Source organism: Bacteroides sp. HPS0048, assembly GCF_964240755.1.
In the GTDB taxonomy this organism is placed as follows: domain Bacteria; phylum Bacteroidota; class Bacteroidia; order Bacteroidales; family Bacteroidaceae; genus Bacteroides; species Bacteroides nordii.
This window is the reverse complement of sequence record NZ_CAXSVC010000011.1, coordinates 106,393-132,550: the sequence shown is the minus strand read 5'-3', so window position 1 is coordinate 132,550 and position 26,158 is coordinate 106,393. Positions and strand designations below refer to the sequence as shown.

The window sequence follows — 26,158 nt, the reverse complement described above, 5'->3', positions numbered from 1 at the left end:
AATAGTGATTTATTTAATATGCTGCCATAGTCTTTTTATGGCAATCCATAAGGAAAATGTGATTAATAACACACATATTGCATAGCCATACCAAGGATTGACAGGTACCAGATAGCGTACAGAAATAAAACTGGCTATAGCTAATGTACTGGTAAAGAGAAATAGGTATAATACTTCCCGGTTAAATACAATCTTGAAGATTTTTCTGCAGGAAATTCCCACCACTGTCAGATAGCAGACATAACTGAATAAAAAAGCAATCCCTATTCCTTCAATTCCCCATACAGTATATCCTATGATATTGGTTATTAGTATAGTGCTCCATGAAAATAATTCAGTACCAAGAAATAACCGGTGTGCTCCCTTAACGATAAGTATATATCCCATACTGGTAGAAACCACTTTAAAGATCATACCTAAGATGGCCCATGACAGAAAAGGAATGACTGGTAGGAACGACTTGGTAAGTAGCAGGCGGACAATTAGTGGTGCTGTTGGCAGAAAGATTGTGATAACCGGACACAGTATCAGCAGTGATACTACGGTCTGCTGATTCATTATGGAACTGAGTTTCGTGTTTTGATTATGAACAGCTGCCAGTCGGGGGTAGTAGTCGGTACTCATTGCCACAAAGATAAGCCCGATGTATTTGTCTATCAGTCCGAACCCGGACTGGTAGATACCCACGTCCTCCAATCCACCGTGACTTCTAAGGTAGATATTGAATAGATAGCTGACCAATGTACTGGCAAAACCGCTAATGGTAAGCATGGCTCCGATTGTGATGATACTTTTACCTTCCTGACGAACAGATAAAGGTGGCACTTTTTGTTTGTCGCGGAACAGCAGTGTAGCAAAGTAACCACAAATGGAAGAGAGTATAATAGCAACCACAACGCCATCCGTTTTCCATATATAATAAATAGGTAGTGAAATAAGAAGTCCTGCAGATGCACCCAGTAGATTGGCTTGTGCCAGAATACGGAGGCGTCGGAATCCTTGAAATATAGCAAGTTCTCCTTTGGTCAGCGTATCAAATAAGATGGTACAGGCGAGCCACATATATGCTCCTGTAAAGTCCCGGGTTCCGAAACTCCATTGTGATAGCCAGGGAGAAAGTGCAAGCACCACCACTGCACCGAGTAAGCCAGCATATAAGCTCATTTGCCGGATTAGAGTTGCTATTTGTGCAGCTTTACGGGGATCTTCGGCAGAGGAGAGGCTTTTGACACCTCCCTGATTGATACCTAACCCCGTTATACTTTGTACCATGCTTATGGCATTGTTGAACATTCCTAACAGGCCTACACCGTCTACACCAAGAAGCAATGCCACCACTTTGGTACGTACCAAAGTAAGCAGAACCTGAAAAGCCTGTACGCCTCCGAAGAGGGCTGTAGCTTTTACGATGCTTCTATATTCTTTTTGTTGTTCCATAAAACAATAGGCAAAGATAATTAAAAATAGTACACTGTCCGCATATAAGCGTACATGTGTTCATTTTCGTACACTAAGGATTTATTTTATACTGTTGGTTATCAGTATTTTATTGTTCTGGCACACCTCTTGCATTTAGATATACGAAGGCGGTCATCAAATAAAAAACGAAAAAAAACAGAAAGTGATGCAACCTTTGAATAAGTCAATACGTCTAATATATAAACAGGAAAAAAATTAACTAATAAAAAATATACGATTATGAAGACTACAGTATTTTTCAGAATGATTGTTTTAGTAGTAATGACAATTACAGGTGTTATAAATGCAGAGTTAAAAGCACAGGATACGAATTTTGTGACGAATGAAGTTAAAGAGGGGGACTTAGTTACGTCGAAGGTTATCTATCGTATGGATGGTTCGCTTTATCGTCATATGAAATATGATTTTTCTTATGATGATCAGAATAGAATGACTGCAAAAGAGGCATTTAAGTGGGATGGTAGTCATGACAAATGGACTCCGTATTTTAAAATTACTTATTTGTACGCCAACAATGAAATCACAATGGAATATGCACGTTGGAATGAGAGTCGCAGAGCGTATATTGATTCAGTAGAGAAAACGGTTTATGAGTTGAATGAGCAAAATATGCCGGTTGCCTATATGAACTATAAGTGGAGTAAATCAGAGAGCGACTGGACAATGAATGTGGTAAACAGAGTTGACGATAATTCAAATCTGATAGCATTTGCTTATTAAAAATATTTGTAATAAAAATAAAAATGAAGCTCCGCGTTACTTTCTTGGTAACGCGGAGCTTCGTTTTTCAGTGTATACTTTCTTTTATGGAAGTACAATTTTATCTGTAATGCAATAATTATTGCAGTAAACACGAATGATATAAAAACCACCCGTGAGTCCGCTGGTTGGTAGAATGAAATAATTACCTGCTACGGCAGGTGTATTTGTGAAAAGTATTTGTCCGTTGATGCTAAGTACTTCTACTTTGTCTATACGTTCGCTTTGCAGAGTGAGATATCCATCATGTGGGTTGCCGGATATCTGAATTCTGTTTTTATATCCGTTCCCCGGAGTATAAATACCCGTAGCACGGTCTAGCATTAAAGTGGTAATGATAGGGTCATGGTCAGAACTGCGATAGGGATCCGGCGAATAGTTTACGGCATTTTTATAACCAAATTTACTTTGTTCATCTGCATTGATATGCCAGGGCGCTGCATCTACTACTTGCTTACTCATGCTGGTAGAGGCTATGGAGTGATCCAGATAACCGATAGCTCCATTGTAGACATAGCTATAATCCTGCGGAGAGAAATGTTCCAGTAAGTTCACTAAAGAAGCATTTGTAAGTATCCGTATCGGGTCTTCTCTGGAGTATGCATTCAAATCTCCCAGTATCAGTATATCCGGATCTTCGTAATAATTGGTTAGTGTATTCAGTTCGTTGACCAATGTGTAGGCTTCTGCTTTCCGTTGATTATTTGATTTCCCCTGTCCGTCATATTGATCGGCATCGGTGCCGTTACCAGACGATTTCGACTTAAAATGATTCAATGAGATAATCAGCCTTTCCTGGTTCTCTTTTAGGTTGAAGGCCTGTGCCACATGACGGAGTTTGAGATATGAACCAATGGTGAGGACTTCTTTATAAGGTTCTACCTTATTCGTGTTGTAAACAAATACATTTTTAGTATACGTACTTTCTTTCGTATCCCCGTTGTCGGTATAAGCATACCGGTTTGTTCCGGCTATGTCATTCAATCCTTCCACAATGTCCTGCACGGCCGTTTTTCCTTCACCAACTTCGCAGAGTGCGTATATGTCTGCATTTATTGCTTTGAGAGCTGCAAGTATTTTAGTACGTTGGCGTGTGAATTCATTCTGGCTGGCTGCACCGTAGTCCGGATTCCACAGAGACGAATTTGCAATGTAGAAGTTCAGATTGAAACTGGCGATTTTCAGATTGTGTGGTACTGTTACTTCCCGGGGTTGAGTGGTACGTTCATTACCTGCGAAAGAAGGAGCTATTTTGGGGATAATTGTATAAGTGCCGTTACTGACAGATACCGTTCCTGTAAGGTTGGTGGTTTGTTGTCCGGTACGGTAAAAAGCTGTTTTATCTACTTTAAGGGATAGTATGCGCTTAGGGAAGTCTTTTTGCCATTGAGCATACATTTCTATCCCAGGTTCATGTTCTTCTGTGGCAGACTGTATGCGTTCGGCGGCTAAAACCAATATACCGTTAGAACTTAATTTTCGGGTATCGGTGATAATGAGCGGATTGGTAATGGTTACATCCTTTCCATTCAGGCTTGTATTAAAATCATCAGGGAAGATAACTTTTTGTTGACCAAGCAGAGCGACCGGCAGGAAAATCAGTAATAGGAATAACCTTTGCTTCATAGACAGTTTTTTGTTTATGAAGCAAAGATACTGATATTATTGGTTACTCAATAGCCTTTCCTTTGTAGAAGTCGAGAATCTTGGTACGGAACAGATAATCATATTTTGCCTGTATTTTGTCCGACAGCGATTTTGTCAGATTCTGTTTGGCTTCGTTGTATTCAACGAAAGTAGCTTTCCCGTTGTCGAACTTTTCGCTCATCAGGCGGAAAGACTCTTCGTTGGCAGCAACGGCCGCTGTACTACTGTTAAATTTACTTTCGGCAGCTACTGCGTTGTACCATGCTTGTTGAATCTCTTTATAAAGCACCTTTTTAGTGTTATCAAGTTTCAGGGCGAGGTTGGTTTGCTGTAGCCGGGCACTACGAACACGATTGCGGGTAGCCAAACGGTTAAACAGTGGTATACTCAAATTGAATCCGATGCCTTTATTCAGATTGTTTTTCATTTGACTGCTAAAGCCATACTTGGAATGCCCGTCCACAGTGTAATAGTTCGTTCCTATGCTTGCTCCGAAAGAGAGTTGCGGATAGTAATTGCTTTGCGCTATGCGTATGTTTTTCTCGCTACCTTCCAAGCGAAGTTGTGCAGCCCGGATGCCCGGTTTATTACTCAATGCCTCCGTATAAATATCATCCGGTGGGGTTAGCGGAATGAAATTTACTATAGTATCCGGTTGTGCGAGTGTGAATCCTTCGGGGGTAGGCAATTCAAGCAATTGGCTCAAGTCCAATAAAGCCAGTTGGTAATTGTTTTCAGCTTGTACCAGGCTCATCTCATCCTGTGCCACACGTGCTTTAGCTTCAGCTACTTCGGCAGATGAAGCTTTTCCCACTTCGGCAAGACGGGTGATGCGTTTACATTGCTCTTTGCTGAGTTCCGTCTGGCTGGCTGCTACCTTACTGAGTTCCATATTGAACAAAACTTGCAGATAAGAAGATGTCACGTTGATAGCAATATCTTCTTTTGCTTTATTCAGATCTTCAATAGCGGCTTTAAGGTTCAGTTTGGAAAGTGCATATTGATTAGGTATTTGTAATCCTGTAAAAAGTGGTATGTTTGTATTAATGCCGAACTGTGTACTTGAGGTGTTGGAGTTGGTGTAACCACCGATATCTTCTGGCGAAGCCGAACGTCCCCAGTTCCAATTCTGACTTGCTGAGCCACTCAAATTCGGTAACCTTGCCCACTTTGCCGTATTTGCCTCTATAGCACTTTGCTCGGCAGCATTAGCTGTTTGCTGAATTTCTATATTGTGCTCGATGGCATAGTCAATGCATTGGCGTAGCGTCCACCCCTCCTGAGCCTGACTGGTGGCACAGAGTGTGGTAAGAGAGAATATAATAAGTCCTTTTTTCATAATTTCCTGTTATTGATTTTACTTCTTATCTTTCTTTTCCGCTCCACGGATTTTGTCTTTGGCTGTTACGCCACTTTTAATTTCAATCTTGATACCATCACTCATACCGGCTATAACCGATTTGCGCTGGAATTTCTGTTCTGGTATGGAATCTGTCATTATATATACAAATGTAGAGTCACCACTGAATTCAATCACGCTTTCGGGCACCGCTAATGCCTGCTGGGCACGTTGAAGCACAATCTCTGCGTTGGCCGAGTAGCCCGAACGGATTTGTACACTGTCCGGAACGGATACCGCTGCTTTTATCTCAAACTGATTGGCCCCGTTTTCTTCCACACCTTTGGGTGAAATGTATTCCAGTGTAGCGTCGAATGTCAGGTTCTGCAATGCACCGATAGTCAGTTTTACGGGCATACCTTCGTGGATACGGCCTACTTCCGTTTCGTCTATCTTGCCTTTGAAGATCAGGTCATTCATGTTGGCCACCGTAGCAATAGTCGTTCCGTCATTGAATGTATTACTCATGATAACCGAATTACCAGCCTTTACCGGAACGTCCAGGATCAGTCCGTCTATTGTAGAGCGAATCAGTGTGCTGGAGAGTGAAGCGCTGTTTTTGGTGATACCCTCCTTGATGATTTCGAGAGCATCTTTGGCTGTCTGCACTTCTACATGGCTTTGTTTCAGTGCTACTTCGCTTTTCTCAAAGTCTTCTCGGCTGATCAGCTTGTCTTTGAATAGTTTTTCAATGCGGTCAAAGTCTGTTTGTGCCTGTTTCTCATTGATTTCTGCCAGACGCACACGACTTTCGGCAGAGTTTACCTGTCCCAGTTCCGGAATGACCTTTACTTTGGCAATCACTTCACCTTTACGGATACTTTGTCCGGCTTCTTTATACACTTCGTCAATGATACCGGAGATCTGTGGTTTGATAAGAATTTCATCACGTGGCTCTACTTTTCCCGTAGCTACGGTTGTTTTTTGAAGGTCGGCCACCTCTGCTGTTACGGTTTCGTATACAACAACTTTGGGTCTTGATTTCATCCACAGGAATACAAATGTCCCTATAATACCGGCTGCCAGAAGTACTAACAATGTGATTTTCAGAAACTTTTTCATTTTAGTTTTATTTTTGATTTTTATTTTATTCTTGTTTTTCACTTTTCTTTGGGGCGCATATCTGTTATTCGTCCCTGATAGCCTCTATCGGTTTTATTGCCATTGCCCGGTAAGCAGGTGCCAGTCCTGCCAGCATGCCCAGCGTGACAAGTAGCAGACAAGTACCTACGGCTAAGCCGAATGTCACCTGAAAGCCGAAAGACCTTCCGCTGTCACTGGTAATTGTAAGATCCATAACCTGAAGTACCAGCACGGCAAATGAAATTCCCATCATTCCGGCTACGGTGGTCAGTACCATACTTTCGGAGAGAATCTGCTGGAGAATATCTTTGGGGCGTGCACCAATGGCACGGCGAATACCGATTTCGGTGGTTCGTTCGCGAACAGTCACCATCATAATATTCGATACCCCGATTGCTCCTGCCAGCAGTGTACCCAGTCCTACCATCCAGATAAGAATGCGTATTCCTGTGAATAGGTTGTCCATCATTGAAAACATGGCTTCTGTGTTCAATACCATGATTGCTTGTTTGTCGTCTGGCGATATAAAGTGTGCTTCTTTAATGATACGTTCTACTTCCGGTTGTATATCGGTCACTTTCAGTCCGGGTTTCACTGTGAAGCAGGCCAGTTCTATGTTACGTCCTAAGTTATAGGCCCGTTGCATGGTTGTGAAGGGCAATATAACCGATTCTGACGACTGTCCCTGAATATTGATATTCCCTTCTGCTACCGACATGCCGATAACGCGATAGTAAATTCCGTCTACACGTATGTATTTCCCCAGCGGGTCAGTTCCCGGGGTGAACAGGCTTTCGTATACGCGCTTTCCGATGACGCACACTTTACGTGCTTCGCGGATATCCACATCGTTTATAAATCGTCCGAGTGCAATATCCTGTGCTTCGATATTTTCATATTCGGGGTGCAGACCTTTTACGATACAGTCGAACTTTTTGTCTTCGTGTACGGATTTAGCCCCCCAGCGGGCAATGGAAGGAGTAATAAGCTCAATACCTTCTACATTTTCGCGTATCCGTTCAATGTCATCGATGTTCATACTCCACCAACGTCCTTTACTAAATCCTTTGTAAGCCTCACCTGTACGTTGGGGCCAGGCAAATCCTGAGTTGGTAGCAAACCCCTCAAATTGTACCTGCATTGCATTTTGCATACCCTGTCCGCCGCCAATGAGTGCCACAAGCATGAAAATACCCCAAAATACACCGAATGCCGTAAGCAGGCTTCGGGTTTTGTTTCTTGTTATCGTGATGAGGATTTCCTCACACGTGTCCATGTCTATTCGCATCTTTATTATTTACTAAGTGCTATATTATTGGGGTATGAGCTAAACGACAAAAGAATATTTTGTTTCCCTCATGCTCCATTTGTTTATCTCGAATTTCTGTTAAGCTACGAAGGACCTTTAATCGTAAATTGTAAATCGTCCAATCGAAAATATTATTAATCCGCTCTCAGTGCCTCAATCGGGCTGATACTAACCGCTTTGCGCGCGGGGAAAAATCCTGCCAATGTTCCTGCAACTACCAGCGTTAGAGTTGCTTGTATGGCAATACTCAGGTCCACTGTCGGGTTAGAGAATACTGTCTCCGACCACATACCGTTGTCCATTTGCTGGTTTCCGAAAGCACTGTTCATCCATTCCGTTACGGCAATACCCGCTACCATACCTATGTATCCGAAGAAAGTTGTTATAGCAATACTCTCTACGATGATAAGCCATAAGATAGATCCCGGTTTGGCTCCTAAGGCCTTGCGGATACCGAATTCGTGGGTACGTTCCTTTACGGTAATCAGCATAATGTTTGATACTCCCACAATACCACTTAACAGCGTAAAGATCCCTATTACCCAGATGGCAATCCGGAGCATATTCATTGCGCCCATGTTTCGCAGATAATTGGTGAACCGGTTCCATATCCAGATAGCACTGTTGTCTGTGGGATCAAAGCGGTGATTGGCTCCGAGCACTTTACGGTATTGCGCTTCGAAGGCTTCGTTGTCTTCTATTGATTTCAGGTTTTTGGTGGTAAATACAATGTTGTTTAGTTTATCACCTTTGTTGTAAATAATCTGAAGAGTAGTAAAAGGGATATAGGCATCGCTTGAGCTATTGTCTCCCTGATCTTTGTATAGTCCTATCACCTGATAGACGATACCTCCGGTCTTTACATTTTGTCCGATGGGGTTTGTATGGGTTTTCCCGAAGAGTATATCGGCTGTCTTGACGTTAAGAACAACAACTTTTCTGCGTTGTTGTATATCCATTTCGTTGATAAACCTTCCTTCGGAGAGTTTCACGGTTTCTACTTCCGGAAAGTTGGGAAATACGCCTGTAAGACTCAGGTTGACATACTCTTTGCCAAAGCTGAGATTGGCACTTCTCTGATACAGAGTTGCACCGACGCTGATAACGTTTTCCTGAAATTGTTGTTTTGTCACATCCAGGTCTTTATTGTCCAACCGGATATTTCGTCCCTCTTTCAGTCCTTCGTATGATTTGGTTGTCCACCCCGGATATATTTTTATGGAGTTCAGTGCTCTTTCCGAAGACGATTGCTCAAAGGCATGTATCAATCCGTTACCTGCTCCTAACAGTACGATAAGCATAAAAATCCCCCATGCCACAGCAAATCCGGTGAGGAAGGTACGAAGTTTATTCCGCTTGATGGTACCGTATATTTCTTGCCAAATGTCAAACATGATTTTATTTACGATTTAACGATTTACAATTAGACGATTGAAATTACTTTTGTATTTACGACTGTCCCTTGGCTTTATGATTTACAAAGATTTTTCAATCGTAAATAGTCAATCGCCCAATCGTAAATATCTTTACTTCATTATTCCGTGCTGTCCGAAAGGCGATGCATCGTGGTCAAGATTCTCCTCGATCCGTTCGATGATTCCGTCTTTGATATGGATTATTTTGTCGGTCTGGTTGGCCACACCGCTTTCGTGAGTTACTACCACGATGGTCATTCCTGTTTTGTGAAGGTCTTTCAGGATTTGCATCACTTCAACGGAAGTCTTACTGTCCAATGCTCCGGTGGGCTCATCGGCAAGAATTATCTGTGGTTGGGTGATTAGTGCCCGTGCTATTGCCACACGTTGTTTTTGTCCACCACTCATTTCGTTTGGCATGTGATGAGCCCAGTCTTTCAGTCCCAGTTTGTCGAGATATTCCAGTGCTAAAGCGTTACGCTTTTTACGTCCCACTCCCTGATAAAATAACGGGAGGGCTACATTTTCCACTGCATTTTTAAAAGAGATCAGATTGAAAGATTGGAAAATAAACCCGATCATCCGGTTTCTGTATTCTGCAGCTTTCGTTTCGCTGAGGTTCTTTATCAATACATTGTTCAGGTAATATTCGCCGGTATCATAATTATCCAGAATACCCAGTATATTTAGTAAAGTGGATTTTCCTGAGCCCGATGCCCCCATGATGGATACAAATTCACCCCGTTTGATATCGAGGTTGATACCTTTGAGTACATGGAGAGGTGCTCCGTTGTAGTAGGTCTTGTTAATGTCTTTAAGGTATATCACAATTTCCTTTGTTTAGTTTTTATTTTCTTATAATTTCATCTATTAGACGCACGTAAGATACGAAAAGTTGCAAACAGAGTGAACTTTTTTTCAAAAACATTTTGCCGAATCAATCTTCTTTACGTAATTTGTGTGCAATAAATATTTAATAAGCTAACCCTTTTAAACGAACTATCATGAATTCAAACATGGAAAAGCCCTATGTAGTGGGTATTGACATAGGCGGAACAAATTCTGTCTTTGGTATAGTAGATGCACGTGGAACTATTATAGCAAGTGGCTCGGTGAAAACTCAGGCCTATTCTACAGTAGAAGAGTATGTAGATGAAGTGTGCAAGAATCTTCTTCCGCTTATTATTTCACAGGGTGGAGTTGAAAAAATAAAAGGTATCGGTATCGGTGCTCCTAATGGAAATTATTATAGCGGAACAATTGAGTTTGCTCCAAACTTGCCGTGGAAAGGTATTATTCCTTTGGCCGCTATGTTTGAAGAGCGACTTGGTATTCCTACTGCATTGACCAATGATGCGAATGCTGCTGCTGTAGGCGAAATGACATATGGTGCTGCCCGTGGTATGAAGGATTTTATCATGATCACGCTGGGAACAGGTGTAGGTAGCGGTATCGTAATTAACGGACAAATGGTTTATGGTCATGACGGTTTTGCCGGCGAATTGGGCCATGTGATTGTTCGTCGCGGTACAGGACGTATGTGCGGTTGTGGTCGTAAAGGCTGTTTGGAGACTTACTGCTCGGCTACAGGTGTGGCTCGTACAGCACGTGAATTGTTGGCTGCCCGTACAGATGCAAGCCTTTTGCGTAATATTTCTGCTGAAAACATTACTTCTAAGGATGTATATGACGCAGCAGTGCAAGGTGATAAATTGGCACAGGAGATTTTTGAATTTACGGGTACTTTGCTTGGTGAAGCACTGGCAGATTTCATAGCGTTCTCCAGTCCGGAAGCGATTGTATTGTTCGGTGGTCTGGCAAAGTCGGGTGATTACATTATGAAGCCGATCCACAAAGCCATGGAAGACAACCTGCTTAATATCTATAAAGGAAAAACCAAATTGCTGGTTTCTGAACTGAAAGATTCTGATGCTGCTGTATTGGGTGCCAGTGCATTGGCTTGGGAACTGAAAGATATGTAATAGGCGTGTCCCATTAATTATTTATAAAGGTAATGAAGCCCCGGATGAACCAGTTGTTCATTCGGGGCTTTGGATTTTCTGATCGAGGATACACTTGAAAAAGTCCGGTGGAAGCTAAATCAACGAAGAAATAATAAGATTTCGTTTTCTTTTTATCAATGGTTTATATGGTAAATATATAGTTGTCAGAAAGATAATTATAGGAATTCTTTAAAAGGAGTTATAAGATAGAATTGAATATTTATTTTCTATGTAAGTGATTGATTTATAGTGAATATGATTCTTCTGTTTAAGGTGTGTCAAAAGTGTATGCTTATATGAGTGTTAATAGTACACTTTTGTTATGCTAAATCGTACATTCTTGTCATGTTAAATTGTACATTTTGGGAGGGGCAAATTAAAACGTTAAAAAACGTATTAACAATATTAACACAAAGTTATTTAGCTCATTATGGTTTTGGATATATATTACTTCATTGCACATCGTTATATCTCAATGTACCGGGAAAAAACTTCCATAAGTATCGTATAGACCCTCTTTGTTTTAAGGAATATCTTGTTTCATGCGTACGAAATCTATAAAACTTTGTATTTTGATGTGACATCTATAATATTCAGCTTAATTTGTCGATAATTCGCTTGTTTCTTATATACTATGTATGGTCGGAAAAAGTTATTCTGCCTTTTTTAAAAAATATGCTATAGGATATGTTTCTTAAAAAAAACTTAAGATTGTTTATCTTACATTCGCATTTTTGCTACCTTTGTATTAAATACATGAAAAAAGCAATGAGCGATACTCTTGAACCAATCACTTTTAACCAACTGTTTACCGACTATAAAGGGAGATTTACCCGTTTTGCGCAAACATACGTGCGAAATATGGTAGTAGCAGAAGATATAGTGATAGATTCATTGGTTTATTATTGGGAAAACCGGGAGCGGTTAGATGAAAATACCAATATACCTGCTTATGTGCTCACTGTTGTAAAACACAAATGTCTGAATTATCTTCAGCAGCAACAAATACATAAAGATATTGAAGAAAGTATTCAGTCTCATGCTGAATGGGAGCTCAGTACCCGTATTGCTACTCTTGAAGCATGTAATCCCAGTGAACTTTTTAATGCGGAAGCGATGGAAATCGTTAACCGTACCTTAGCTAAACTTCCTTCGCGTACCCGGGAGATTTTCATTATGAGCCGTATGCAAAATATGTCTCACAAAGAGATAGCTGCAAAAATGGATATATCAACCAAAGGTGTTGAATTTCATATAGGTAAGGCTCTCAAAGAGTTGAGAATCAGTCTGAAAGACTATCTTCCTGTATTCCTCTATTTATTTTTCTATTAAAAAAACAATTTTCTACTAGGGATATACCTTTATTATCTGCTTTACAAATAAGAAGATAAAAAGAGTGTATGCATTTTTAATGATCAATCATGGATAAAGAACTATTATATAACTTTTTTCAAGGAAAAACTTCCATGCCGGAAGAGATCCGGATAAGAAACTGGATGGAGGCGTCACCGGATAATTATAAGCTCTTTTTAGAGGAACGAAAGCTGTTTGATACATTGGTATTGTCAGCAGACGAAGATAAAGTTCGTTCTTTCCAAAAGAAGAAATTTTTCATTGGTTACAACCGGATAAAAGAGGTATTGAAAATTGCTGCTGTAATAACAATCACTTTAATAGGTACATATATATATACTAATTATTATCCGAACGAAGAGTTATTGGCAATGCAGAAAATTACGGTTCCTGCAGGGCAAAGAATTAATCTTGAACTTTCGGATGGAACGGTAATCTGGCTTAATTCGCGATCAACCATAGAATATCCGGCTTCCTTTACAGGAAAGAACCGAACAGTACATTTGAACGGAGAAGCCTATTTTGAAGTAGCACACAATGTTCAAAAACCGTTTATTGTAGAAACAACCAAAGGAAATGTAGAAGTTTTGGGTACTAAATTCAACCTGGAAGCGTATGCCGATAATGATGCTTTTGTAACCTCTCTGATGGAAGGTTCTGTCAAAGTAACGTCCGGTACAAAAGAACTATTGATAAAACCCGATGAAATGGCAATCCTGAGTCGGGGAGATTTAAAAGCAGTTCCAATAGAGGATTATAATATTTATAGGTGGAAAGAGGGACTCATCTGCTTTAAAGATGAAACATTCAACAATATAATGGCCAAATTCGAGACTTGCTACGGGGTGACTATAAAGATTGAAAATAAGAAGGTCTTAAGCGCCCGTTATACCGGTAAATTTCGTCAGTCGGATGGCATCTCATATGCCTTAAGGGTATTACAGAAGGATGTCAAATTCACTTTTGAAAGAAATGAAGAAAATCAAATAATTTATATAAAATAGACAGCCTATGGTGAAAAACATGGAAAACCTGACTCAATGAAACTCAAAGGAAAAGAGCGCTGATAGCTGCAAACTACATCAACGCTCTGAATAATACAATTTATCTAATAACTATATTAAACATAACAAAGATATGAAAAAAAAATCTTTGGGTGGTGAACTATGCCTCCAAAAATTAAAAACTAATCATCTTTTTAAGATTATGAGAATTACCCTCTTGTTAGCCTTTATTTCTGTTTTTAGTTTGAAAGCAAAGGATGTGCATTCTCAAAACGCACGTGTAACTTTGTCTCAACTCAACAGTCCGTTAGAAGTAGTGATTAATGAAATAGAAAGTCAGACGGACTATCTATTTATTGTAAACTCCAGTATCGATACTCAAAAAAAAGTATCGATAAAAGTCAAAGATGCTACCGTATCGAGTGTTTTAAATCAATTGCTGAAAGGAACAAATGTCAGCTATTCTACGGAAGGTTCCTATATTATTCTTTCTAATAGGCCAATAGGCAACGAGACCATACTACAGGATGGAAAGGATAATGTCATTAGCGGTAAAGTGGTGGACTCGCAGGGAGAGCCGTTGCCAGGAGTGAATGTAACCCTAAAAGGACATGCTGGTATTGGAACAATCACAGACTTAGATGGTAACTATACTATTAAGGTTCCCAAACTCACCGGTGAGCTGGTATTTTCATATATCGGTTATACGCCTGTGACTGTTTCTGCCAATAAACAGTTCATAAATATTACAATGGAAGAAGATGCCAAAACTCTTGATGAAGTGGTAGTCACTGCAATGGGCATCCAGCGTAAATCGAAATCGTTGACATATGCCACACAGAAAGTCAGTGGAGAGGAACTTACGAAAGTTCAGGATGCTAACTTTGTGAACGCTCTTCAGGGAAAAGCGGCAGGAATGACCATTACCCCCAGTGCCGGTGGTGCCGGTGGTGCTTCAAAGATATTGTTGAGAGGTAATAAGTCGGTTCTGGGAAATAACAGTCCGCTTGTGGTGATTGACGGTATTCCGATCACGAACAATACACGTTCACAGGCGGGATTTAATGACGGAGAAAGTCTGGAATATGCAAATATAACCGAAGGCTCGGATCCGCTATCTGCTATTAATCCAGATGATATTGAAAGTATTAATATCCTGAAAGGAGCCAATGCAGCTGCTCTTTATGGTAGTGCGGCAGCCAATGGTGCCATAATGATTACCACTAAAAAAGGGAAAGAAGGCAAGTTAAGTATTAATGTATCTTCTAACATCACTTTTGAAAATCCTTTATTGACACCTGAAATACAAAATGTTTATGGTGCAGCAATCAATGTTGCTGCCGGTACGCTGGCATTGAATAGCTGGGGAAAAAAACTTTCCGAATTAACTCCGGAAGAGATGGCTTATCCGAATGCGCATTTAAGAAATGAAAGCCGTGATGACGTAAAAGACTTTTTCCGTACGGGAGTTACTACAAATACATCCGTATCATTAAGTAGCGGTACAGAAAACGTAACTACTTATTTCTCATATGCAAATACTAATGCCAATGGTATGATCAAACGTAACTACTTTAATCGTCATATCATGACGTTTCGTCAGAACTATACCCTTTTTAATAAAAAACTGAATGTTGATGTTGCAATAAATTATGTAAATTCAGAAACTCGTAACCGTCCTGGAGGAGGAACTTCTCTGAATCCGCTTTACGACCTTTACACAACACCTCGCAACATAGATATGGACTATTATAAGAAAAACTATCGCGAAGAAAATGCTACATGGACTTCCAATCAGCATGGTTATTATGATAATAATAATGTATTCACCAAGGGAACGGTAGAGTTACAAGGACCTAAGCAAATATGGCCATATGCGAGTAAGCGACAAAACAATCCTTATTGGCTGGTCAACTGTAATACCCGTATCAATTATGAAAACCGTGCCTATGGATATATTGCCGGAAGTTATGAAATTATTGACGGACTGAGACTGCAATGTCGGTTTAGTATTGATCATACCCGCTTGGAAGATGTAAATATGCGTATGGCTACCACCTGGAATCCTAGCCAGATGGAAGACCGGGGTATCTACGGACAGGAACTGAATACATATACGGAAATGTATTTAGACGGTATGCTCAGTTATAATAAGAGTTTTGGTGACTTTTCCGTATCTGCCTCTGTAGGCGGAACGCTCCAGAGCATGAAAGGAAACATGCAGAAAATCTGGACGGAAGCTACCACTTTTGATCCTACGATGAAAAAAATATCTACGTTAATTAATTTGTTTCAACCCAATGCATCGGGCGGTAATTTTTCTGAAAGAACCTACAACAAAACATCCAACTGGGCTAAAGGTTTGTTGTTCACCGGGCAGGTAGGATACAAGGAGAAGGTTTATCTGGAAGGTAGTTATCGTAGAGACTGGTATCGTGCCTTTAAACAATTTGCTAATGACGGCCTTTCTGATAATTATGGTTATTTCTCTGCGGGTGCCAATGCACTGCTACATCGGTTTTTTGAATTGCCGGAGGTGTTTAATAACCTGAAAGTAAGAGCTTCTTATAGTGAAGTGGGTAATTCCATTCCCAACATAATGTTCTCTAATATAGGCATCAATCCAAGTACCGGCGCTATCACTCCATCACCTTATACTCGCTTCGAGAATGCTATTCCCGAAAAGACCAAATCGTTTGAAACCGGATTTGACGTGGCTCTCTTCGATAATGCTTTGGAGCTTGAATTTACTTACTATAATTCGAGTATGCACAATAGTTATCTACTGATTCAGGATGCAGGCAGACAACGTCCGGTGAATTCGGGTGTTATCCGAAATTCGGGAATAGAGACAACTGTTTCATACAATCTGTTTGACTCTAAAGATTTCTTATGGAAAACGTCAGTCAATTTTTCGTATAACAATAACGTAATAGTAAAGACATATCGTGACAGTAACGGACGTGAAATGCCTACAGAGCAGTCTATTGCTAACAATAAACTGAAAGTTAAATACAAAGAAGGAGGATCTTACGGAGATATTTATGCTACCGATTTTAAACGTGATGAACAGGGAAACATTGTACTGACTGGTGGAAGACCTACTCTTTCTGATAAGAAATTTGAAATGTATGTAGGCAATATGAATGCTAAGTATCAGTTGGGATGGAGTAATTCGTTTAGCTATAAAAATGCTACTTTGTATTTCTTGATAGACGGTAAAATCGGAGGGAAAGTTGTTTCTTTCACCGAGGCCGAATTAGACCGCTTAGGCTCTTCACAACGTACTGCGAATGCTCGTCTGGCTGCCGAGAGAGATCCTTCGCTGGTGTGGAACGGACAACCTGCAGTAGTTATGCCTGATGGAAATCTTGCGCCGATTGAAAGTTATTATAGTTCTATCGGTGGAGATGTGAATGCAACTCAGTATGTGTACGATGCTACTAATTTCCGGTTGAGAGAGGTGTCACTGGGGTATACATTCCGCAATTTGTTGGGAATGGGCAGAAATGTATCCCTTTCTTTCATTGGCCGTAATCTTCTGTTCTTATACAAAGACGCACCGGTTGATCCTGATATTTCGCTTTCCACACAAAACGGCTTGGGTGCATTCGAGATATTCAACATGCCGTCCACTCGTTCATTCGGCTTTTCTGTTAAAGCAAACTTTTAAATAGACATTCATATATGAGACATATAAAAATAGAAACAATCATGAAAACGATATTTATAAACTATTTTTGCTTGGCCATTTGCATGATCGGTTTACAATCATGTTTTGACTTCGATGTTCCCGGGGCAGAAAATACAGGGTTGCAAGAAGTAGGTGATCCTGAGATACACTACGGTGCCGCTGATAAAATAGATTATCATAGAGAAATCAGTGAAGAAGGTTTCACCCAGGCGCTTACCAAACTGAAACAACCATTCGGAACTATGCTGACCTGTGAGTTTGCCATGCGCGGAGGTAAAGATGGAAATCCTCCCGGAGCTCATGCTTACCAGTTCCAGTTCAATCTGACTGTTGATAATTATGCCGGTTATTTCTGTCTTCCTCAAAATTTTGACGGACGCATGGTGTCTACTTATTACAACAGTGAAGCTTTCAATAGTGCTTCCAACGGCTCATTCCTGACAGTTAAAAACGGATTGGCACCTCTTATGAATCATCCGGATATAGACTCTATTCCGGAAATGAAAGCTATCAGCCTGCTTCTTTACAATTATGCTTCTCAGGAAATAGCCGATATATACGGACCGTTTCCTTATATAAATTATAAGGAGAATAAGCAAGAGCATCCATATACTTATACTCCGCTACAAGATATTTATTATACGATTGTAGATAACATTGATACAATTTCCGCTTGTTTCCGTAGTTATGAATCGCGTCCGGAATGGTATAAAACGAGAGTGAACAGATTGCTGAGAGACTATGACCTGTTGACCGATCAGAAAATAGATACATGGATGCGTTTTGCTAACTCGCTGAAGCTTCGTATAGCCATGCGGGTAGTTAAGATTCTTCCTCAAAAAGCAAAACAGTGGGCAGAGGAGGCTGTTCAGGCCGGTGTTATAGAGAATGAGAATCAACAAGTCGGTTTGTCGGCCAATAAAGTAGGTTTTGAACATCCGCTTGCTATGATATCAGAAACGTGGAATGACTCACGACTGAATGCATCGTTTGAAAGCATGTTAAGAAGCCTTGAACATCCTTATTTGGATTTCATATGCCTTCCCAACTCAAGCAGCCTGGTAGACAATAAAAATCCTGATAAAGTACTGACAGCGGGAAGTAAAATCGTTGGTTTACGGGCTGGTATACGTATGCTGGCTGGTCAGAGTAGCGAAGCTAATCCACGAACCGCTTTTTCGCGTGTGTCTGGCAATGCTATCCAAAATAGTATGTTGGGATTGATGAAACTTTCCGAAGTACAGTTTCTGAGAGCTGAAGGTGCATTACGTCAATGGAATATGGGAGGTACAGCAAAATCATTTTATGAGGCGGGTATACGGAATGCGTTTGCAGGTGATTTGGGTTACGATATGGAATATAATAGTATAGTAGACAAATACATGGGATTGGAAAATGCGGTGAAATACAAATATGAAGATCCCATGGATTCGAACAACGATATTGAAAGTGTCACCCGGATTGGTGTAAAATGGAATGAAGGGGACGATCTGGAAACAAAACTGGAAAAAATTATCACCCAAAAATACATAGCCAATTTCCCGTATTCGTTTGAAGGATGGAGTGATATGCGTCGTACGGGCTATCCTAAGATTTTTCCGGTACTCAACGTGGAAGATGGAGACGGAAGCCTGCAACAAGGAGACTTGATCAGAAGAATGCCTTTCCCCGGTACGGAAAATGAAGCCGTACAGCAGGACATTATTACAAGTGGCCTTGATGCGCTGGGAGGAGAAGACAAACAGGCTACCCGCCTTTGGTGGGATACGGAAGCTCCTAATTTTTAAAATCCTTTATTAAAATTTTATATTCATTAAAAACTAAGTATTATGAAAAAACTAACCACCATGTTAGCTTTAGCATTGTGCACCACAACCTCTGTTTGGGCACAACGCACACCGGAACATCCGTTGGATATCAAGGATGTTACCGTTAGTATGCATAGCATTTTCGATGCCTGGGAGATAGGGATACCTCCTGGAGAGGTTACGGAAATGGATGAACAGTTTTATATTTCTCGCGTACGTCCGTTAGCTCGTATCGATGAGGGAGATTATCGCATCCATCAGAACGTAGACCCGGGACGTAAGATGTGCCTGTGGGTGCCATTGGACGATCCCAGCACAAAGTGGAAAGCACTTCCCCGTTATTGCCTTGAAGGAGATAATTTCAGTATGTGGTCATACCTTGATATTCATGGCAACTGGACGGCTCCCTGGGTGCGTGTCAGTGCCGGCATGACCGATGCCGCACACAAAAACGGAGTGAAAGTGGGCTGTGTATTGTCTGTACCGTTTGCTGCCTATCTGAGCCCATATGGTACCGATGATAACTCCAGAAACTTCCGCAAACTAATTGAAAGGAATGATGATGATACGTTTAAAAATTCAAGGAAGTTGGTAGAAATCATGAAATATTATGGGATAGACGGTCTCGGGTGTAATTCCGAATTTAGGTCTACTACCGGTTTTATGAGTGATATCATTGATTTCTTTGCCGATTGTCATGTAAAAGCCAAAGAGATTGGTTGGGATTTTCAACTTCATTGGTATGACGGAACAAATGAAGGTGGAAGCTATCAATTTGACAGGGGGTTAGGATCGCACAATGAAAAAATGTTTGGAAATGGTGAAAAAGTTGTGACCGATATGATGTTTGCCAATTATAACTGGTCTGATGGACTTTTGAAAAACTCCGTGGCTTATGCTGAAAAGTTGAACCGTAACAGTTATGATTATTATGCAGGATTCGACATTCAGGGAAGAGCTTATAAAGCTCCTTGGAAAGCTCTATTAAATAATAAAATCTCTATCGGTTTCTGGGGGGCTCATGCTCAAAGTCTGCTACATCAGAGTGCAACAGATGACGGTACCTCCGACATTGCTATTCAGAAAGCCTATCTGCAGAAGCAGGAACTGACTTTCTCCGGAGGATACCGCAATCCGGGATTATTACCTTCTGTTCGCGAAGATGCCACTTTGGCAAACTCTGATCTGAAAACATTTCATGGTCTGGCTACATTCATCTCTGCAAAATCCACTCTTCAGCAGCTTCCTTTTGTGACCCGCTTTAGTTTGGGTAACGGATTAACATTTAAGAAAGAAGGCAAGACTGTTTTCGATCATAAATGGTACAATTTAGGTATGCAAGACTTCCTGCCTACATGGAGATGGTGGATAACCGACCGTCAGGATGTGGTAACAACAGAAAATGTTGAAGGTTTGGTCAAGGCAGATCTTGTATTTGAAGATGCATGGTTCGGAGGATCTTGTATGAAACTTCACGGTAAAACGGAATTTTCACGTGTGAAACTCTTCAAGACAAAATTCGATATACAGCCGGATTATACGATTTCCATTACTTACAAGACATTGAATGGAACCGGTACGAATGCTAAACTTTTCGTTGCAAAAGGAGATGCTCTCAATCAATACAAAGAGATTAGCATACCGGCAGCAGCTAATCAGGGAGAGTGGACAACGTTTACCGCTAAATTATCTGACTTGGGTTTGCAGGCCAACGATGTAGTGGCTATGTTGGGTATCAGTGTTGAAAATACACCTGAAGATTACGCTATGTTGGTTGGTGAACTGTCTGTCATTAATCCGGGACAGACATTTACAACGGTGAAACCGGATATCAAGGAAGTAGAGATTCTACGTGGACGTTACAATGCTCTGGACTTCAAAGTACGTTATGCAAGCCGTGAAGAGGCAGGTGGTGTAAAAACCTATAATGACGAAGTAGGAACATGGTATTACGAAATTTATTTCCAACAGCAAGGACAAGCTGAACAACTGTTGACTGCTACTCCTTCATGGGCAGCTTATGTAATTGATGCGCCGGTAGTACCGGGTATGGAAGGGCGTGAAGGACGTTTTGGAGTTCGTGCCGTATCGCCTGATGGAAAAAATGGCTCTGCTATTGCATGGACTGAATACCAGGAAATTCCTTATAATGAACCTTCGAGCAAACTTATTATTAATAAGCCTGTCATCAAGCCGAATGAATCATTTGTTATCAAATTTGAAGATACCATGCAAAAACCGGCTCAGAAGTGGGAAGTTAAAGACCCGTTGACCGGCACAAGTATGGGTAGTGTTTCCAATGCATCCGAATTGGAACTATCCATTGCGAAAGTAGGATTGTATGATTTGTATATTACTAATAGCGAAGGAGATGAATCCATTACCAGAGGGTTCGTGCAAATTACGCCCGAATCTACAGGAGCTATGCCGCAGATCCTTACATTTGCTTCTGATATACAGAAAGCCGAAACAGACAAAGAAGTAAAATTCAGTTATACTTCGAAAGACGGAGAAGGACGGGTTTCACGTGGATTGAAAATCGTAGATCCCAACATGTTTATGGTACCGGGAGAAGCACAGACCACAATGACTTATTCTTATGCCGTATGGTTTAAAGTAGAGTCGTATTCGCATGACAAGCAGGGAACAAATCTGATCAATAAAAATACGATTGCCGATAGCTGGCCCCATAACAATTGGGGAGATCTTTGGGTGACTATACGCCCGGAATGGGGAAAGCATGCTGCAAATGAAGTTTCATTCAATACTATGGGATGGACTGCTCATGACAGCCCGAATGAGGATATGATGTCCACCGGCTATAGTATTACGCCTAATGTATGGAACCATTTGGTTGTGACACAGGAAAATAAATTGCAAAAGATGTATCTGAACGGAAAAAAACTGGCTGAAACCACTTTCAATGCATCTACTCGTCGTGAGAACTCATCTGACAGCCGTATCGATAAAACTGCAGTTGCGAATATATTCTTCGGTGGTGGTGGCGTTTACAAATCAGGGTTTAATGGCTGGATCGATGAAGTACAGGTGTGGAACAAAGCTTTGACAGATGAAGAGGTGCTTGCCTGTATGAATGGTTATGAAGATGCTCCTGAGGGTTTGATAGCTTATTATACTTTCGAAAATAAAGCGGAAGATGAAACTTTTGCAAATCTTGGAAAAGGTGGAGATCTAAAAGGAAAAATCGTTGTGATGGAAGGTAGTGGCGGCGAAGGTACGTCCAGTGCTTCTTATGTTCAAAAAGCAGCGGACAATCAGCATATCGGTTATCCGGGTATTCCGGGATCTCTTGAAATAAAGACTGCCCCAGAATGGAATCTTGCAGGAGCTACCTTACCAGCAGAAACAAATGGAAAAGAGTTGAAAGTTACCTATAAAACAGCTGGTACATTCAATGCTGGACTAATGATTTCTAACTTGTGGGGAAAAGATTCTGAAAACTTGGCTGAATATATCACAATTGTGCAGGGAGGAACAGGAATCGATAAGTTTGATGCAGAACTCGGCTTGTCTGTTTATCCTAATCCGTTTGTAGAATCGGTAAATATGAAGTTCCTTGAAAGTGGTGAATATTCTGTTAATATTCTGGATGTAAAGGGGAACCAGATCAAATCTATTGTTCTGAAAGCGAATGAAGGAGAAATAGTCAATGTATCTGTAGAAGGAGGTCAGGGAATGTACTTACTTCAGGTTATGAAAGACGGAAAGTTGTATAGAACTCTTAAGCTTGTTAAGAAATAATATAGATGAAAACGTAAAAGAAGTAACTTTAATGCTCTTATAAAAAAAGTTATTCAGAGATTTATCTGATTTTATATAGTGGTGTTTGGTAAGTACTTTTCTTTCTCGTGAAGATAAAGGGTAAGATCTATTTTAAAATAGATTTTACTCTTTATTTTTTTTGACTTTAAATCTCTTTTTTGCAGTCACCTGTTCGTTGCAATTCATGGCCCAATGCTGATATTGTTTTCCCTGTACTTTCTGAGCTTACACGAGTATATCCTTGGTTCAGCATGAGAAATACGTTGCGTAGCGATTGCTCTTATTTATTATCTGTTAATCTTTGAATTTAACGAGCTATTGTAATTGTGGATATAATCTTAATTAAGAATTTGCTTAAATGTTTGACTTTAGATAGACTTTTATGATTTTAAGCTTAAAATAGAAGAATGAAAAAAAACTTTTTTACTAGGGATACTTTCTTTTTATCTGCTTTATAGATACAAGCAGTATTTTGTTTAATTTTAAAAAATTAGTTATTATGAGAAAACATTTTCTATTCTTTTTATTGGCGATGTGCTTTCCTTTCCTACAAATGGGAGCAAGTGAAAATGCAGTTAAAATAGAACCTACAAGTTTGTCTAATGGTTCCGGTACTTCTTATGCAATTCGCTTTGATGATAAACTTTTGGGAGAACATGTAGTCGGTTCTTCAGACAACGATAACCGTACGCGTGAATTTACTATGTCTGCATGGGTAAAACCAATTAATCAGAGTGGGCATATTATGGGACTCGTTCAAGCTGAACACTGGACACCGGCGCCCAGCTTCTGCGTCAGATTCAAGGACGGAAAGCTCGAGCTTTTTAGCAGAACAAAGAATGATGGCGGTTTCCCTGACGAAGATGCTATTACAAAAGTGACGGACGAAACTATTTCTGTTGGCGAATGGGCATTTGTAACTATAGTTATTAGTAATATTAATAATAAAATATCCTTGTACAAAAACGGAATTTTAGTTGCAGAAGATAAATTTAAAGGCAATCAGGGAGCCGGATTATTACCCGATGCTTCTGTGTTTTTTATTGGAAATCAGGGATTCGAAGGTGCAGTAAGTGAAATTCAACTTTGGAATAAAGTTCTTTCGGCTGAAGAAATTAAAAGTTCTATGGAGCAAAGCAATACTCCAGATGACTTGATTTGTCGTTACAGTTTTGACGGAACAGAAGCCAATGGCGTTTTTAGTAATAAAGGAACTGGTGGAGCATGTAATGCAGAATACTCGGAACTAACTGTTACGAACCGGGGATGGTATACTTCTGTAAATGCAGCTACAACTGCTGTGACTTTTGTGGAAGGACGTCCGGCTGCTACTATAAAACATACTGTTACACTACCGGCGGAAGTAGCCAACGGAACATTGACTGTAATGAATGGAAGTACGCCATTAGTGAGTGGCGCAAACCAAATTGAAGAAGGAACGGAACTTACCATTACGGCTACTCCGGCTTCTGGATATGTGCTGGCTTATCTGAAGGTAAACGATACACCACTTACGGGAAGTACTTATACTGTAACTGAAGATATGGTTATTACAGTATCCTTTGCTAAGCCCACTTCTATTAACGGTACTTCAATAGAAGCAATTGTTGTTCGTTACGAATCAGGTATGCTTTATGTTGATGGAATGAATGCAGGAGATAAACTTGATATTTACGATATTACCGGAAATTACGTTAGAACCTCGGCTGTACCGGAAACAAATATTTCGGGCCTGGCAGATGGTTATTATCTGGCAAAAGTATCTATCGGGAATATGGTCAAAACAGTGAAGTTTATTAAAAGATAAGCTACATTATTTTTGAAAGATTCATATATTGAGTAATAGTCCTTTCAACCGTATATATACCAATTTAAAGTACGTATTTAATGCATCGTTAATATGCATATTAACAGTGTGTTAAGTACGTATTTTTGTTGCTTAAAAATACGTACTTTTACTATGTTTTAAATAGGTTCGTCAGGAATGTTAATAATAATGCAAACAAAAATCTCTATCTGATTTAGAATCGGTTCATTTGGATATTTCCTGATAAATGCTACAATAAAAAAGAGAAAATTCCTTGTGGAATTCTCTCTTTTTTATCTCGAATCGAAGGGTCTCGGAATTAACCGTTAACTCTTTTTTCTTTGATTCTTGCTTTTTTACCGGTAAGTGCACGCAGATAATACAGTTTAGCGCGACGAACTTTACCTATCTTGTTCACTTCAATGCTATCGATAGCCGGTGACTCAATCGGGAAAATTCTTTCTACACCTATAGTTCCTGACATTTTACGTACTGTAAAACGTTTCTTGTCTCCGTGACCGGAGATTTTGATAACAACACCACGGTACAACTGCACACGTTCTTTGTTACCTTCGATAATACGATATGCTACAGTTACTGTGTCACCTGCTTTGAAGCTTGGGTGTTGTTTACCGGTAGCAAATGCTTCTTCTGCAATTTTAATGAAATCCATTGTTCTTGTTATTAAATTGTTTTATCGTTACAACGCAACATATCAGGCAACTCTCTCCTGACAGCGATTGCGCGAAAGCGGTGCAAAGTAACGAATTATTTAGCACACTACCAACATTTTTATCTATATTTGTAGCACGATTAAAAAAACAAGATATGAAACAAACTTATGAAAAGCTCTTTTCCGGAGTGGCTCTGATGGCACTCCTGATGCTTTCTTCATGTCAGTCACCTTATAAACTGGTGAATACCGAAGGAAGTATGATTACAATTGATTCGGTCTGGGATACCCATCCTGATGCAGAGGCTGTGGCGCTGTTAGCCCCTTACAAGGCATCGGTAGACAGCATGATGTATCGTGTAGTAGGTACAAGCGAAATGACAATGGAAAAGGGAGGACCGGAAAGTTTGCTATCCAATCTGGTAGCGGATGTGCTGAAAGGGGCTGCTACCCAAGTTTTGGGTAAACCTGCCGATATGGGTCTGATGAATATGGGTGGTTTGCGGAATATTCTTTCTGAAGGAGAGATAACCTGTGGAAATATTTATGAGATATTGCCTTTTGAGAATTCTTTGTGTGTAGTGACGCTAAAGGGAAGCGTATTGAAAGAATTGTTTGCGGCCATAGCGGCCTGTAAAGGTGAAGGAGTAAGTGGAGTACGTCTTGAAATCACTAAAGACGGTAAATTACTTGATGGTACTATTGGTGGTAAGCCAATCGATGATAATAAACTGTATACGGTAGCTACTATTGACTATCTGGCAGATGGGAATGACGGAATGGGACCGTTGGCAAAGGCTGAAAAAAGAGACTGTCCTCCCGGTGCTACTCTACGTGGGCTGTTTATGAACTATGTAGAGCAGCAGACTAAAGCCGGTAAAAAGATCACTTCACGTATGGAAGGAAGAATTACGGTGAAATAATTATGAATAACGAACTACC

Annotated in this window: 17 protein-coding genes; 9 read left to right on the top strand and 8 right to left on the bottom strand. The window is 40.3% G+C overall.

Features of this window, described 5'->3' with window-relative positions; genetic code table 11:
- Positions 1–9 precede the first annotated feature (9 nt).
- Positions 10–1,437 carry an O-antigen translocase gene (locus ACESQI_RS11155; RefSeq protein ID WP_002559100.1) on the bottom strand — a complete coding sequence of 476 codons (1,428 nt, stop codon included), beginning with the start codon at positions 1,435–1,437 and terminating at the stop codon, positions 10–12.
- Between the two features lie 261 nt (positions 1,438–1,698).
- Between ACESQI_RS11155 and ACESQI_RS11150 the strand changes: the two genes are divergently transcribed.
- Positions 1,699–2,199: a DUF3836 domain-containing protein gene (locus ACESQI_RS11150; RefSeq protein WP_278508118.1), complete on the top strand. Its 501-nt coding sequence runs from the start codon at positions 1,699–1,701 to the stop codon at positions 2,197–2,199.
- Positions 2,200–2,283: 84 nt separating this feature from the next.
- On the opposite strand, the gene ACESQI_RS11145 is transcribed toward ACESQI_RS11150, so the two are convergent.
- The 6 genes from ACESQI_RS11145 to ACESQI_RS11120 form a co-directional block, all read right to left on the bottom strand.
- The gene (locus ACESQI_RS11145; RefSeq protein WP_373126080.1) at positions 2,284–3,864 is read right to left on the bottom strand and encodes an ExeM/NucH family extracellular endonuclease; all 1,581 of its coding nucleotides are present in this window, start codon (positions 3,862–3,864) and stop codon (positions 2,284–2,286) included.
- Positions 3,865–3,907: 43 nt separating this feature from the next.
- On the bottom strand, positions 3,908–5,224 hold the full coding sequence (locus ACESQI_RS11140) for a TolC family protein (protein ID WP_195660493.1): 1,317 nt from the start codon (positions 5,222–5,224) through the stop codon (positions 3,908–3,910).
- 18 nt (positions 5,225–5,242) lie between these two features.
- Complete coding sequence (locus ACESQI_RS11135; protein ID WP_122200989.1) at positions 5,243–6,346, bottom strand: efflux RND transporter periplasmic adaptor subunit; 1,104 nt, start codon at positions 6,344–6,346, stop codon at positions 5,243–5,245.
- Between the two features lie 64 nt (positions 6,347–6,410).
- Entirely contained in the window at positions 6,411–7,655 is a 1,245-nt protein-coding gene (locus tag ACESQI_RS11130) for an ABC transporter permease (protein ID WP_002559106.1), read from the bottom strand.
- A gap of 155 nt (positions 7,656–7,810) precedes the next feature.
- On the bottom strand, positions 7,811–9,070 hold the full coding sequence (locus tag ACESQI_RS11125) for an ABC transporter permease (RefSeq protein ID WP_007483811.1): 1,260 nt from the start codon (positions 9,068–9,070) through the stop codon (positions 7,811–7,813).
- A 132-nt stretch (positions 9,071–9,202) separates the two neighbouring features.
- Positions 9,203–9,919 carry an ABC transporter ATP-binding protein gene (locus ACESQI_RS11120; RefSeq protein WP_002559108.1) on the bottom strand — a complete coding sequence of 239 codons (717 nt, stop codon included), beginning with the start codon at positions 9,917–9,919 and terminating at the stop codon, positions 9,203–9,205.
- 176 nt (positions 9,920–10,095) lie between these two features.
- Between ACESQI_RS11120 and ACESQI_RS11115 the strand changes: the two genes are divergently transcribed.
- From ACESQI_RS11115 to ACESQI_RS11085, 7 genes are all read left to right on the top strand, one after another.
- Complete coding sequence (locus ACESQI_RS11115; RefSeq protein WP_002559109.1) at positions 10,096–11,073, top strand: ROK family protein; 978 nt, start codon at positions 10,096–10,098, stop codon at positions 11,071–11,073.
- Positions 11,074–11,862: 789 nt separating this feature from the next.
- Positions 11,863–12,426, top strand: coding sequence for an RNA polymerase sigma-70 factor (locus ACESQI_RS11110; protein WP_002559111.1), 564 nt, complete (start codon positions 11,863–11,865; stop codon positions 12,424–12,426).
- A gap of 89 nt (positions 12,427–12,515) precedes the next feature.
- Entirely contained in the window at positions 12,516–13,451 is a 936-nt protein-coding gene (locus ACESQI_RS11105) for a FecR family protein (RefSeq protein ID WP_002559112.1), read from the top strand.
- Positions 13,452–13,584: 133 nt separating this feature from the next.
- Positions 13,585–17,124: a SusC/RagA family TonB-linked outer membrane protein gene (locus tag ACESQI_RS11100; protein ID WP_002559113.1), complete on the top strand. Its 3,540-nt coding sequence runs from the start codon at positions 13,585–13,587 to the stop codon at positions 17,122–17,124.
- 41 nt (positions 17,125–17,165) lie between these two features.
- Entirely contained in the window at positions 17,166–18,932 is a 1,767-nt protein-coding gene (locus ACESQI_RS11095) for a SusD/RagB family nutrient-binding outer membrane lipoprotein (protein ID WP_002559114.1), read from the top strand.
- Positions 18,933–18,974: 42 nt separating this feature from the next.
- Entirely contained in the window at positions 18,975–22,715 is a 3,741-nt protein-coding gene (locus ACESQI_RS11090) for a LamG-like jellyroll fold domain-containing protein (protein WP_373126077.1), read from the top strand.
- A gap of 520 nt (positions 22,716–23,235) precedes the next feature.
- Positions 23,236–24,543 (top strand): LamG-like jellyroll fold domain-containing protein, encoded by a 1,308-nt coding sequence (locus tag ACESQI_RS11085; RefSeq protein ID WP_002559116.1) that lies wholly within the window; start codon positions 23,236–23,238, stop codon positions 24,541–24,543.
- Positions 24,544–24,862: 319 nt separating this feature from the next.
- Here the strand turns inward: ACESQI_RS11085 and rplS are convergent, their stop codons facing one another.
- Positions 24,863–25,216, bottom strand: coding sequence for a 50S ribosomal protein L19 (gene rplS / locus ACESQI_RS11080; RefSeq protein ID WP_002559117.1), 354 nt, complete (start codon positions 25,214–25,216; stop codon positions 24,863–24,865).
- 155 nt (positions 25,217–25,371) lie between these two features.
- Between rplS and ACESQI_RS11075 the strand changes: the two genes are divergently transcribed.
- Positions 25,372–26,139 carry a 5'-nucleotidase C-terminal domain-containing protein gene (locus ACESQI_RS11075; RefSeq protein ID WP_002559118.1) on the top strand — a complete coding sequence of 256 codons (768 nt, stop codon included), beginning with the start codon at positions 25,372–25,374 and terminating at the stop codon, positions 26,137–26,139.
- The last annotated feature ends 19 nt before the right edge of the window (positions 26,140–26,158 follow it).

Excerpts from the sequence above, each read along its gene's own strand:
- ACESQI_RS11155 (WP_002559100.1), bottom strand. The coding sequence starts at position 1,437 with ATGGAACAACAAAAAGAATATAGAAGCATCGTAAAAGCTACAGCCCTC.
- ACESQI_RS11150 (WP_278508118.1), top strand. The coding sequence starts at position 1,699 with ATGAAGACTACAGTATTTTTCAGAATGATTGTTTTAGTAGTAATGACA.
- ACESQI_RS11145 (WP_373126080.1), bottom strand. The coding sequence starts at position 3,864 with ATGAAGCAAAGGTTATTCCTATTACTGATTTTCCTGCCGGTCGCTCTG.
- ACESQI_RS11140 (WP_195660493.1), bottom strand. The coding sequence starts at position 5,224 with ATGAAAAAAGGACTTATTATATTCTCTCTTACCACACTCTGTGCCACC.
- ACESQI_RS11135 (WP_122200989.1), bottom strand. The coding sequence starts at position 6,346 with ATGAAAAAGTTTCTGAAAATCACATTGTTAGTACTTCTGGCAGCCGGT.
- ACESQI_RS11130 (WP_002559106.1), bottom strand. The coding sequence starts at position 7,655 with ATGCGAATAGACATGGACACGTGTGAGGAAATCCTCATCACGATAACA.
- ACESQI_RS11125 (WP_007483811.1), bottom strand. The coding sequence starts at position 9,070 with ATGTTTGACATTTGGCAAGAAATATACGGTACCATCAAGCGGAATAAA.
- ACESQI_RS11115 (WP_002559109.1), top strand. The coding sequence starts at position 10,096 with ATGAATTCAAACATGGAAAAGCCCTATGTAGTGGGTATTGACATAGGC.
- ACESQI_RS11110 (WP_002559111.1), top strand. The coding sequence starts at position 11,863 with ATGAGCGATACTCTTGAACCAATCACTTTTAACCAACTGTTTACCGAC.
- ACESQI_RS11105 (WP_002559112.1), top strand. The coding sequence starts at position 12,516 with ATGGATAAAGAACTATTATATAACTTTTTTCAAGGAAAAACTTCCATG.
- ACESQI_RS11100 (WP_002559113.1), top strand. The coding sequence starts at position 13,585 with ATGAAAAAAAAATCTTTGGGTGGTGAACTATGCCTCCAAAAATTAAAA.
- ACESQI_RS11095 (WP_002559114.1), top strand. The coding sequence starts at position 17,166 with ATGAAAACGATATTTATAAACTATTTTTGCTTGGCCATTTGCATGATC.
- ACESQI_RS11090 (WP_373126077.1), top strand. The coding sequence starts at position 18,975 with ATGAAAAAACTAACCACCATGTTAGCTTTAGCATTGTGCACCACAACC.
- ACESQI_RS11085 (WP_002559116.1), top strand. The coding sequence starts at position 23,236 with ATGAGAAAACATTTTCTATTCTTTTTATTGGCGATGTGCTTTCCTTTC.
- rplS (WP_002559117.1), bottom strand. The coding sequence starts at position 25,216 with ATGGATTTCATTAAAATTGCAGAAGAAGCATTTGCTACCGGTAAACAA.
- ACESQI_RS11075 (WP_002559118.1), top strand. The coding sequence starts at position 25,372 with ATGAAACAAACTTATGAAAAGCTCTTTTCCGGAGTGGCTCTGATGGCA.